This window comes from Streptomyces sp. SID5643 (genome assembly GCF_009872555.1).
GTDB classification, from domain to species: Bacteria; Actinomycetota; Actinomycetes; order Streptomycetales; family Streptomycetaceae; genus Streptomyces; species Streptomyces iakyrus.
Genome location: NZ_WWIC01000152.1, coordinates 1 through 11,974, shown reverse-complemented (window position 1 = coordinate 11,974; position 11,974 = coordinate 1). Strand labels below are relative to the sequence as shown.

The following is an 11,974-nucleotide window of genomic DNA, read 5'->3' as shown; positions in this document are numbered from 1 at the left end:
CGTCCACGTGACGCCGGGGCGTCGTGCGGCTCGGCGCGGTGCGCTGTACAGACCTTGCGCCGTGTCAACCGGACCGCGTGGCGGGAGAGCACGCCCCGAACCACTGCTCGGCGCCGAACTCCTCGAATCGCTCCACCTCGGTGAACCCCAGCTTGGCGGCGAGACGCATCGAGCGACGGTTCGCGGTCTGCGTGCAGAGCACCACCGGCTCACCGGGGAGTGCGCCGGCGCACCAGTCGAGCGCCGCCGCGCACGCCTCGGCGGCGTACCCGCGTCCCCACGCCTCCGGCAGGAACATGTAGCCGAGCTCGATCTCCCCGGCATCCGGGCTCAGACGCCCCGGGCGCTCTGGGACGCGCCGTTCGAGCGTGACCGTGCCGATCATCGCTCCGCCGAGATCGGCCACGAAAAGGCCGGGCCGCTGCCCGGGGATCTCTGGAATCACACGTTCGAGCTCATCGCGCGGCCGGGGGCCGCCGAGGTGGGCCCGCACCTCCGGCGACGCGAGCAGTTCGACGAACTCCGGACGGTCCCGGGCCTCGGACGCCCGGAGCGTGAGCCGTCCGGTCCGTATCGGGGCAGGTGGCCATGCCACGAGCGCTAACCCAGTCATGGCGGGCAACCTATCGCGCGCCCGTGCGAGCGACCGGTGAAGAAGACCAGGCGGCCCACGGGGCGCGCGGCCCGGGCTCAACGGTCCGTCCTGCCGGGCGACGCGGCCCGACCACCACCGGCGAGGAGGTGCCGGACTCCCGCGCCCGCCCCCGGCCCCAACCGACGAAGACGCCGGCGCCTCAGCCCTCCGTCAACCCCGCCACCAGTTCGTCAGCCGCCCGGTACGGATCCAGCTCGCCCGCCACGATCCGCTCCGCAAGCGCCCCGAGCCGCCGGTCGCCGTGCAGGTCTCCGATCCGCTCCCGCAGGGCCGTCACCGCGATCGACTCGACCTCGTGCGAAGCCCGGGCCGCCCGCCGTTCCGCCAGTACGCCCCGCTCCTCCATCCACGCCCGGTGCTTCTCCAGCGCCTCGACGACCTCGTCGACGCCCTCGCCCCGCGCGGCCACCGTCTTCACGATCGGCGGACGCCAGTCGCCCGGCCCCCGGGACTCCCCCAGCCCCAGCATGTGGTTCAGCTCGCGAGCCGTCGCGTCCGCCCCGTCCCGGTCGGCCTTGTTCACGACGTACACGTCGCCGATCTCCAGGATCCCGGCCTTGGCCGCCTGGATCCCGTCCCCCATCCCCGGCGCGAGCAGCACCACGGACGTGTCGGCCTGCGAGGCGATCTCCACCTCGGACTGCCCCACGCCCACCGTCTCCACCAGGATCACGTCACAGCCGGCGGCGTCGAGGACCCGGATCGCCTGCGGGGCCGCCCAGGCCAGCCCGCCCAGATGCCCGCGCGTCGCCATCGACCGGATGTACACGCCCGGGTCGGACGCGTGCTCCGACATCCGCACCCGGTCCCCGAGCAGCGCACCGCCCGAGAAGGGGGACGACGGGTCGACGGCGAGCACGCCGACCCGCTTGTCCTGCTTACGGTACGCCGAGACCAGCGCCGAGGTCGACGTCGACTTGCCGACCCCGGGCGACCCGGTCAGCCCGACCACGTACGCCCCGCCCGTCAGCGGCGCGAGCGCCGCCATGACCTCCCGCAGCTGCGGGGACGCCCCCTCCACCAGGGAGATCAGCCGGGCCACGGCCCGCGGCCGGCCTTCCCTGGCCTGGGCCACCAGGGTGGAGACGTCCTGCATCACAGCTCCGTTCAGATAGGGGACGTACCGAAACTCAGGCCTGGGCCTTGGGCACCCGCACGATCAGCGCGTCGCCCTGCCCACCGCCACCGCACAGCGCGGCCGCACCCACGCCACCGCCGCGCCGCTTCAACTCCAGCGCGAGATGCAGCACGAGCCGCGCACCGGACATCCCGATCGGGTGACCCAGGGCAATGGCGCCACCGTTGACATTCACCTTTTCGGTGGACACGCCGAGGTCCTTCATGGACTGCACGGCCACAGCCGCGAACGCCTCGTTGATCTCGATGAGGTCGAGGTCCGCGACCTCCAGGCCCTCCTTCTTCAGCGCGTGCAGGATCGCGTTGGACGGCTGCGACTGGAGCGAGTTGTCCGGCCCGGCCACGTTGCCGTGCGCCCCGATCTCGGCGATCCACTCCAGGCCGAGCTCCTGGGCCTTGGCCTTGCTCATCACGACGACGGCGGCGGCACCGTCGGAGATCTGCGAGGCGGAACCGGCCGTGATCGTGCCGTCCTTGGAGAACGCCGGACGCAGCTTCCCGAGCGACTCCGCGGTCGTGTCACCGCGGATGCCCTCGTCCTTGCTGAACAGCACCGGGTCGCCCTTGCGCTGCGGGATCTCCACGGGCGTGATCTCGGCCTCGAACAGGCCGTTCTTCTGCGCGGCGGCGGCCCGCTGGTGCGACAGCGCGGCGATCTCGTCCTGCTCGGGCCGCGCGATGCCCAGACGGGTGTTGTGCTTCTCCGTCGACTCGCCCATGGCGACGCCGTCGAAGGAGTCGGTCAGACCGTCGTATGCCATGGCGTCGAGCATCTCGACGGCGCCGTACTTGAAGCCCTCGCGGGACTTCGGCAGCAGGTGCGGGGCGTTCGTCATGGACTCCTGGCCGCCGGCGACGACCACGTCGAACTCGCCCGCGCGGATGAGCTGGTCGGCGAGCGCGATGGCGTCGAGGCCCGACAGACACACCTTGTTGATGGTCAGCGCCGGCACGTTCATCGGGATGCCGGCCTTGACCGCGGCCTGGCGGGCCGGGATCTGCCCCGCCCCGGCCTGGAGCACCTGGCCCATGATCACGTACTGGACCTGGTCGCCGCCGATCCCCGCACGGTCGAGGGCGGCCTTGATCGCGAAGCCGCCGAGGTCGGCTCCGGAGAAGGACTTCAGCGATCCGAGCAACCGCCCCATGGGCGTACGCGCTCCCGCGACGATCACCGAGCTGTTCGCTTCGGAAGTTCCAGAAGACATGAGCTGCGATCCCCTTACCGGCTGCACAGCCGAGGAGTGAACGAGGGTTTACTTCGAATGTACTGAGTGGCACTCCGTGCCGTCATCGGGCTGTCGGTGTGATCGCGCGCACGTTGCGTAACCACCTCCGGGGCGTTGCACTGAATCCATGCTGACGCGAATCGACCACATCGGAATCGCCTGTTTCGACCTCGACAAGACCGTCGAGTTCTACCGTGCCACCTACGGCTTCGAGGTGTTCCACTCCGAGGTCAACGAGGAGCAGGGTGTACGCGAGGCCATGCTCAAGATCAACGAGACGTCCGACGGCGGTGCCTCCTACTTGCAGCTCCTGGAGCCGACCCGCGAGGACTCCACCGTCGCCAAGTGGCTCGCGAAGAACGGCGAGGGCGTCCACCACATCGCTTTCGGTACGGCAGACGTCGACGGCGACGCCGAGGAGATCAAGGGCAAGGGCGTACGCGTGCTGTACGAAGAGCCGCGAATCGGTTCCATGGGGTCACGGATCACCTTCCTGCACCCCAAGGACTGTCATGGCGTACTGACAGAACTGGTCACTTCGGCGCCTGTTGAGTCACCTGAGCACTGACCCTCGTACATAGGGGCCGGTAGGGTTGGGGGCGGTCGCCGCTCAGTCCAGGGTGACCGCGGTCCCGCCGTGCTGCGGCAGGACCACCGGGGTCCGGGTTTCGGGGGACGAGCGTCGGGGCAGCAGCCTCTGCTCCGCCGATGATCTGACACCATTCCCCGGGGGCCCCGTTCGGCGGATGGACGGAGCTCGTTTGGAGAGTGTTGCGACCAGGGGACGGATGGGACCGCGCAGTGCGGGGCTACGAGAGCCAGGAGCGAGAGCCGGCGGCTGACGTCGACCACCTCTCTCGGTTCGAAGCCGAGATGAAGCGGCTGAAGACCGAGCGGGAAAAGGCGATCCAGCACGCCGAGGACCTCGGCTACCAGGTCGAGGTGCTGCGCGCCAAGCTGCACGAGGCGCGGCGCACCATCATGTCCCGGCCCTCCTTCGAGGGGGGCGACATCGGCTGGCAGGCCGAGCAGTTGCTGCGCAACGCGCAGGTGCAGGCCGACCAGATCCGCGCGGACGCCGACCGCGAGCTGAGCGAGGCGCGGGCGCAGACCCAGCGGATCCTCCAGGAGCACGCCGAGCAGGCCGCCCGGCTCCAGGCCGAGCTGCACCAGGAGGCGGTGACCCGCCGCCAGCAGCTGGACCAGGAACTGGCCGAGCGCCGCCAGACGGTCGAGTCGCACGTCAACGAGAACGTGGCCTGGGCCGAGCAGCTGCGGGCCCGCACCGAGCAGCAGGCCCGCCGGCTGCTGGAGGAGTCCCGCGCCGAGGCCGAGCAGGCCCTGGCCTCCGCCCGGGCGGAGGCCGAGCGGCTGGCGACAGAGGCCCGGCAGCGGCTGACGGGTGCGGCCGAGGAGGCCCGCGCCGAGGCCGAGCAGATCCTGCGCCGCGCCCGCACGGACGCCGAGCGCCTGCTGAACGCCGCCTCCACGCAGGCCCAGGAGGCCACCGACCACGCCGAGCAGCTGCGGACCTCGACCGCCACCGAGTCGGAGTCCGCGCGTCGCGAGGCCCAGGAGCTGAGCAAGGCCGCCGAGCAGCGGATGGCCGAGGCCGAGGAGGCGCTGCGCAAGGCGCAGACCGAGTCGGAGAAGCTGGTCGCGGAGGCCAAGGAGGCCGCCGCCAAGGCCCTGGCGAGTGCCGAGTCCGCGAACGAGACGCGCACGCGCACGGCCAAGGAGCAGGTCGCCCGGCTGGTCGAGGAGGCCACAAAGGAGGCCGAGAACACCAAGTCCGAGGCCGAGCAGCTGGTCGCCGACGCCCGTGCCGAGGCCGAGAAGATCGTCGCGGAGGCCTCCGAGAAGGCCCGCACGCTCACCGCCGAGGAGACCGCGACCCAGCTGTCCAAGGCGGCCAGGACCGCCGAGGAGGTCCTCAACAAGGCGTCGGAGGACGCCAAGAAGACCACGAAGGCGGCGGCCGAGGAGGCCGAGCGGATCCGCTCGGAGGCCGAGGCCGAGGCGGACCGGCTGCGGGCCGAGGCGCACGACATCGCCGAGCAGCTCAAGGGTGCGGCGAAGGACGACACCAAGGAGTACCGCGCCAAGACGGTCGAGTTGCAGGAGGAGGCCCGCCGGCTGCGCGGCGAGGCCGAGCAGCTGCGGGCGGACGCGGTCGACGAGGGCGAGAAGATCCGCGCCGAGGCCCGCAAGGAGGCCGTGGCGCAGATCGAGGAGGCGGCGAAGTCCGCCGAGGAGCTGCTCGCCAAGGCCAAGGCGGACGCGGACGAGCTGCGGACGACGGCCCAGACGGACAGCGAGAGGGTCCGTACCGAGGCCATCGAGCGGGCGACGACGCTGCGCCGGCAGGCCGAGGAGACCCTCCAGCGCACCCGGCAGGAGGCCGAGCGGCACCGCGAGGAGGTCGTCGAGCAGGCCGAGGCGCTCCGGGAGGAAGCCGAGCGCAGGGCGCGGGAGCTGCACGAGGAGACCGAGCGGGCCATAGAGGTCCGCCGGGCGGAGGCCGCCGAGGAGCTGACGCGGCTCCAGACGGAGGCGGAGGAGCGGCTGACGGCCGCCGAGCAGGCGCTGTCGGACGCCCGTGAGGAGGCCGCGCGGATCCGCCGCGAGGCCACCGAGGAGAACGAGCGGCTGCGCGCCGAGGCCGCCGAGCGGATCCGGACGCTCCGGCAGCAGGCCGAGGCGGAGGCCGAGCGGCTGCGTGACGAGGCCGCGTCCGACGCGTCCGCGGCGCGGGCCGAGGGCGAGGCCGTCGCCGTACGGCTGCGTTCGGAGGCGGCGAGCGAGGCCGAGCGGCTGAAGTCGGAGGCGCAGGAGAGCGCCGACCGGATGCGCGCGGAGGCCCAGTCCGCCGCCGAGCGGCTCGCCGCGGAGGCTTCGGAGACGCTGGCCGCAGCCCAGGAGGAGGCCAACCGGCGCCGCCGCGAGGCCGAGGAGCTTCTCGGCAGCGCCCGGCAGGAGGCCGACCAGGAGCGCGAGCGGGCCCGCGAGCAGAGCGAGGAGCTGCTGGCCTCGGCGCGCAAGCGCGTCGAGGATGCGCAGACCGAGGCCGTACGACTGGTCGAGGAGGCCGACCGCCGGGCCACGGAGATGGTGTCGGCGGCCGAGCAGCACGCCCAGCAGGTCCGGGACTCCGTCGCCGGACTGCACGAGCAGGCCCAGGAGGAGATCACCGGTCTGCGTTCCGCCGCCGAGCACGCGGCGGACCGGACGCGCCGCGAGGCCCAGGAGGAGGCGGACCGGGTCCGCTCCGACGCCTATGCCGAGCGGGAGCGGGCGAGCGAGGACGCGGGCCGGCTGCGGCGCGAGGCGCACGAGGAGTCCGAGGCCGCCAAGGCGCTCGCCGAGCGGACGATGTCCGAGGCGATCTCGGAGGCGGAGCGGATCCGCGCGGACGTCGCCGAGCACGCCCAGCGGGTGCGCACGGAGGCATCGGACGCGATCGCCGAGGCCGAGCAGAGCGCCTCGCGCACCCGGGCGGACGCCCGGGAGGACGCCAACCGCATCCGCTCGGACGCGGCGACGCAGGCGGACACCCTCATCACCGAGGCCCGCAACGAGGCGGAGCGGCTGACGACGGAGACGCTCCAGGAGACCGACCGGCTGCGCATGGACACGGTCGCCGAGGCCGAGCGGGTCCGTACGGAGGCGGTCGCCGAGGCCGAGCGCGTCCGTTCCGAGGCGGCCACCGAGGCCGAGCGGGTGCGCTCGGAGTCGGTCGCCAAGGCCGAGCAGCTCGTCGGGGAGGCCACGAGCGAGGCGGAGCGGCTGCGGGCCGAGGCCGCCGAGACGGTCGGTTCGGCGCAGAGCCACGCGGAGCGGATCCGCGCCGAGGCCGGACGGGTCAAGACCGACGCGGAGGCGGAGGCGGAGCGGCTGGTCAGCGCCGCGCGCGAGGAGGCCGACCGCACGCTGGACGAGGCCCGCAAGGACGCCAACAAGCGGCGCTCCGAGGCGGCCGAGCAGGTCGACAAGCTCATCACGGAGACCACGGCCGAGGCGGACAAGCTGCTGACCGAGGCGCAGCAGCAGGCGCACAAGACCACCGCGGAGGCCGAGTCGCGGGCCGACACCATGGTGGGCGCGGCCCGCAAGGAGGCCGACCGGCTCGTCTCCGAGGCGACGGTCGAGGGCAACTCGCGGGTGGAGAAGGCCCGTACGGACGCGGACGAGCTGCTGGTCGGCGCGCGCCGGGACGCCACGCAGATAAGGGAGCGCGCCGAGGAGCTGCGCGACCGCATCACCTCCGAGATCGAGGAGCTGCACGAGCGGGCCCGCCGGGAGTCGGCCGAGACGATGAAGTCGGCGGGCGACCGCTGCGACGCGCTCGTCAAGGCGGCCGAGGAGCAGCTGGCGAAGGCGCAGGCGAAGGCCAAGGAGATCGTCTCGGAGGCCAACTCCGAGGCGGGCAAGGTCCGTATCGCCGCGGTGAAGAAGGCGGAGGGGCTGCTCAAGGAGGCCGAGCAGAAGAAGTCCACGCTGGTCCGGGAGGCCGAGGAGCTCAAGGCCGAGGCGATCCGCGAGGCCAAGCGCACGGTCGAGGAGGGCAAGCGCGAGCTGGAGGTGCTGGTCCGGCGCCGCGAGGACATCAACGCCGAGATCTCCCGTGTCCAGGACGTCCTGGAGGCGTTGGAGTCCTTCGAGGCCCCCGCCACGGGCAAGGACAACGGAGTCAAGGCGGGCGCGACGGTCGGCGCACCCCGTTCGGGTGGCAAGGGCTCGGATAGCTAGCCAAATGGGGCGAATCCGGTGTGTGCTGGGGCCTTTGACCAAGTCTTTGGCAAGCGGTCCGGGGGTTAGCCACCCAAAAGGGGTGTCATTTTCCAGATCAAACGCGCATCCGCTCGATGACACACCGTTTCGGCCCCTAGGATTCCACCTATCACCTCACCGGTCTCATTCGACAGGAACCCCATGAGCGACACTTCCCCCTACGGCTTCGAGCTTGTGCGGCGTGGGTACGACCGCGCTCAGGTGGACGAACGTATCTCCAAGCTCGTCTCCGACCGTGACAGCGCTCTCGCCCGCATCACCGCTCTGGAAAAGCGCATCGAAGAGCTCCACCTCGAGACGCAGAACGCCCAGGCCCAGATCACCGACGCCGAGCCGTCGTACGCGGGTCTCGGTGCGCGCGTGGAGAAGATCCTCCGCCTCGCCGAGGAAGAGGCGAAGGACCTGCGCGAGGAGGCCCGGCGCGCGGCCGAGCAGCACCGCGAGCTCGCCGAGTCGGCGGCCCAGCAGGTGCGCAACGACGCCGAGTCGTACTCGGCGGAGCGCAAGGCGAAGGCCGAGGACGAGGGCCTGCGGATCGTCGAGAAGGCCAAGAGTGACGCGTCCCAGCTGCGTGCCGAGGCGCAGAAGGACGCGCAGTCCAAGCGCGAGGAGGCGGACGCCCTCTTCGAGGAGACCCGCGCGAAGGCCGCGCAGGCCGCCGCCGACTTCGAGACGAACCTCGCCAAGCGGCGCGAGCAGTCCGAGCGCGACCTGGCCTCCCGTCAGGCCAAGGCCGAGAAGCGCCTCGCCGAGATCGAGCACCGCGCCGAGCAGCTGCGCCTGGAGGCCGAGAAGCTGCGCACGGACGCCGAGCGCCGCGCCCGCCAGACGGTGGAGACGGCCCAGCGCCAGGCCGAGGACATCGTGGCCGACGCCAACGCCAAGGCCGACCGCATCCGTTCGGAATCCGAGCGCGAGCTGGCCGCTCTCACCAACCGCCGCGACAGCATCAACGCCCAGCTGACGAACGTCCGCGAGATGCTCGCGACGCTCACGGGCGCCGCGGTGGCCGCCGCCGGCACGCCGGCCGAGGACGAGCCGATCTCCCGTGGGGTCCCGGCCCAGCAGTCCCGGTAACACGCGGGCATACGGAGGCTGAATCTCCGCAAAGCCCTCTGCCGCTCGGGTGGCAGAGGGCTTTGTTGCGTTCTAGCGTGGCGGGCATGATTGAGCTGGAGGGGCTGACCAAGCGGTACGGCGAGAAGGTGGCGGTCAACAACCTGTCGTTCACCGTGAGACCGGGCATCGTCACCGGCTTCCTCGGGCCGAACGGCGCCGGCAAGTCGACGACCATGCGGATGATCCTGGGGCTCGACCACCCGACCGCGGGCGACGTCCGTATCGACGGCAAGCACTACCAGCAGCTCAAGGATCCGCTGACGTACATCGGCGCCCTGCTGGAGGCCAAGGCGTGGCACGGCGGGCGCACCGCCTACAACCATCTGCTGTGTCTCGCGCAGAGCAACGGCATTCCGAGCGGCCGGGTGCGGGACGTGCTGGAGACGGTCGGTCTGACGGCGGTCGCGAGGAAGAAGACCAAGGGCTTCTCGATGGGCATGGGGCAGCGACTCGGCATCGCCGCGGCACTGCTCGGCGATCCGCGGATCCTGATGTTCGACGAGCCGGTCAACGGTCTCGACCCCGAGGGCATCCACTGGATCCGCACCCTGATGAAGTCGCTCGCCGCGCAGGGCCGGACCGTGTTCGTCTCCTCCCATCTGATGAGCGAGATGGCCCTGACGGCCGAGCACCTCGTCGTCATCGGGCAGGGGCGGCTGCTCGCGGACACCTCCATGGCGGACTTCATCGCCCGCAACTCACGCTCGTATGTCCGGGTCCGCAGTCCGCAGCGGGAGCGGCTGCTCGACGTGCTGCACCAGGCCGGGATCGTGGCGGCGGAGAGCGGGGACGGGGTGCTGGAGGTGGACGGCGGCAAGGCCGAGCAGATCGGTGAGCTGGCGACCCAGCACCGGATCACGCTGCACGAGCTGAGCCCTCAACAGGCCTCGCTGGAGGAGGCGTTCATGCAGCTGACCGCGGAGTCGGTGGAGTACCACGCACACAGCGGGACGAGCGCGACGGGCCCCGAGCCGGCGCGGCAGCAGTGGGGCGACGGCTGGAAGAGGGGCTGAGCATGGCGGTGACACAGGTCGTACGGTCGGAGTGGACCAAGATCCGGTCGGTGGCGTCCACGGTGTGGACCCTCTCGCTGGTGGTGGTCGTGACGGTCGCCCTCGGCATGCTGATCTCGGCACTGTCGAAGAACGAGTTCGACTCGATGAACGCGCAGGACCGGGCCGACTTCGACCCCACGTTCATCAGCTTCGCGGGGATGAGCCTGGGGCAGCTCGCGATGATCGTCTTCGGGGTGCTGGTGGTGTCGAACGAGTACAGCACCGGCATGATCCGCACCTCGCTGGCCGCGGTGCCGCAGCGCGGCGCCTTCCTGTTCAGCAAGATCGCAGTCGCCAGTGGGCTCGCCCTGCTGGTCGGGCTCGTCACCAGCTTCGCCGCCTTCTTCCTGGGACAGGCGATGCTGGGCTCGCACCGGGCGGAGATCGGGGACCCCGGGGTGCTGCGGGCCGTGCTCGGCGGCGGCCTCTACATGGCGCTGATCGCGATGTTCTCCATGGGCGTCGCCGCGATGCTGCGCTCGCCGATGCTGTCGCTGGGCATCCTGATGCCGTTCTTCTTCCTGATCTCCAACATCCTGGGCAATGTCGACGCGACGAAGAAGGTCGGCCGGTTCCTTCCCGACCAGGCCGGCAGCAAGATCATGCAGGTGGTCACGCCGATCGACGACGACACGCCGTACGGGCCGTGGGGCGGCCTCGGGATCATGGGGCTGTGGGTGCTCGCGGCGCTCGTCGGCGGTTACGTGCTGCTGAAGAAGCGCGATGCCTAGAGGACGGGCTCGGCCATACCTTTACCTCCTCTTGGGCGGAACCGTCAGCGCCTCGATATCCTCCTAACCCTTACGGGGGCGTGTGCCCCGCTGTCCTGAACCTTGCGATGGGTGCGGAGCATGATCGAAGCAGTCGGCCTGACGAAGCGCTACGGCGACAAGACCGCTGTGTACAACCTTTCCTTCCAGGTGCGGCCCGGGGCCGTCACCGGCTTCCTCGGACCGAACGGCTCGGGCAAGTCCACGACGATGCGGATGATCCTCGGTGTGGACAACCCGACGGCCGGGCAGGTGACGATCGGCGGCTATCCGTACCGCAGGCTGCCCAACGCCGCCCGCCAGGTCGGTGCCCTGCTGGACGCCAAGGCGGTGCACGGCGGCCGGTCCGCCCGCAACCACCTGCTCTCCCTGGCCCAGGTGTCGGGCATCCCGGCCCGGCGGGTGGACGAGGTGCTCGGGGTCGTCGGTCTGCAGGACGTGGCCAGGAAGCGGTCCAAGGGCTTCTCCCTCGGCATGGGGCAGCGGCTCGGCATCGCCGCCGCGCTGCTCGGTGACCCGCAGGTGCTGCTGTTCGACGAGCCGGTCAACGGCCTCGACCCCGAGGGCATCCTCTGGGTCCGCAACCTGATGAAGGCGCTGGCGGCGGAAGGCCGTACGGTCTTCGTCTCCTCCCACCTGATGAGCGAGATGGCGCTGACCGCCGACCACCTCATCGTCATCGGGCGCGGTCAGCTGCTCGCCGACATGAGCGTGAGCGACTTCATCTCGGCGAACTCCGCGGACTTCGCCCGGGTGCGCACGCCCGACACCGAGCCGCAGCAGCGCGAGAAGCTGTCGGCCGCGCTGACCGAGTCGGGCGGCCATGTGCTGCCCGAGCAGGACGGCGCGCTGCGCGTGACGGGGCTGGCCCTGCCGCGCATCAGCGACATCGCACACGACCACGACGTACGGCTGTGGGAACTGTCGCCGCACCAGGCCTCCCTGGAGGAGGCGTACATGCGGATGACGCAGGGCGCCGTCGACTACCGCTCGACGATCGACCAGAAGGAAGGGCTCCAGCAGCCGCTGCCGCCCGGCGCGCAGCCGCCGATGCCGGTGCCCGGGCAGGGCCAGCCGGGGTGGTACGCCCCGCCGCCGCCCCAGCAGGGCGGCCAGCCGTTCCCGGCTCCGCCGCAGGGCGCACCGGGCCAGGCCCCGGCAGGCCCGTACGGCGCCCCGGCGGTTCCCGGCGCCGCTCCGAGCGCCCCCGGCGCCCCC

General features: G+C 71.5%; 9 protein-coding genes. 6 read left to right on the top strand and 3 right to left on the bottom strand.

Going from position 1 to position 11,974, the window contains the following annotated elements; genetic code table 11:
* Positions 1 to 64: 64 nt before the first annotated feature.
* From GTY56_RS18465 to GTY56_RS18455, 3 genes are all read right to left on the bottom strand, one after another.
* On the bottom strand, positions 65 to 613 hold the full coding sequence (locus GTY56_RS18465; protein WP_161366456.1) for a GNAT family N-acetyltransferase: 549 nt from the start codon (positions 611 to 613) through the stop codon (positions 65 to 67).
* Between the two features lie 181 nt (positions 614 to 794).
* On the bottom strand, positions 795 to 1,751 hold the full coding sequence (gene meaB / locus GTY56_RS18460; RefSeq protein WP_161366455.1) for a methylmalonyl Co-A mutase-associated GTPase MeaB: 957 nt from the start codon (positions 1,749 to 1,751) through the stop codon (positions 795 to 797).
* A gap of 34 nt (positions 1,752 to 1,785) precedes the next feature.
* A complete protein-coding gene (locus GTY56_RS18455; RefSeq protein ID WP_161366454.1) occupies positions 1,786 to 3,000 on the bottom strand; it encodes an acetyl-CoA C-acetyltransferase in 1,215 nt (404 codons plus the stop codon).
* Between the two features lie 148 nt (positions 3,001 to 3,148).
* On the opposite strand from GTY56_RS18455, the gene mce reads away from it, so the two are divergent.
* The 6 genes from mce to GTY56_RS18425 form a co-directional block, all read left to right on the top strand.
* Positions 3,149 to 3,589, top strand: coding sequence for a methylmalonyl-CoA epimerase (mce, locus tag GTY56_RS18450; RefSeq protein ID WP_161366453.1), 441 nt, complete (start codon positions 3,149 to 3,151; stop codon positions 3,587 to 3,589).
* A 233-nt stretch (positions 3,590 to 3,822) separates the two neighbouring features.
* Positions 3,823 to 7,770: a polarized growth protein Scy gene (gene scy / locus GTY56_RS18445; RefSeq protein ID WP_161366452.1), complete on the top strand. Its 3,948-nt coding sequence runs from the start codon at positions 3,823 to 3,825 to the stop codon at positions 7,768 to 7,770.
* Between the two features lie 183 nt (positions 7,771 to 7,953).
* The gene (locus GTY56_RS18440; protein ID WP_031107949.1) at positions 7,954 to 8,889 is read left to right on the top strand and encodes a coiled-coil domain-containing protein; all 936 of its coding nucleotides are present in this window, start codon (positions 7,954 to 7,956) and stop codon (positions 8,887 to 8,889) included.
* Positions 8,890 to 8,975: 86 nt separating this feature from the next.
* On the top strand, positions 8,976 to 9,944 hold the full coding sequence (locus GTY56_RS18435; RefSeq protein WP_161366451.1) for an ATP-binding cassette domain-containing protein: 969 nt from the start codon (positions 8,976 to 8,978) through the stop codon (positions 9,942 to 9,944).
* Between the two features lie 2 nt (positions 9,945 to 9,946).
* On the top strand, positions 9,947 to 10,717 hold the full coding sequence (locus GTY56_RS18430) for an ABC transporter permease (RefSeq protein WP_033312967.1): 771 nt from the start codon (positions 9,947 to 9,949) through the stop codon (positions 10,715 to 10,717).
* A gap of 120 nt (positions 10,718 to 10,837) precedes the next feature.
* Positions 10,838 to 11,974 (top strand): ABC transporter ATP-binding protein (locus tag GTY56_RS18425; RefSeq protein ID WP_161366450.1); only part of this gene is annotated, 1,137 nt, incomplete at its 3' end.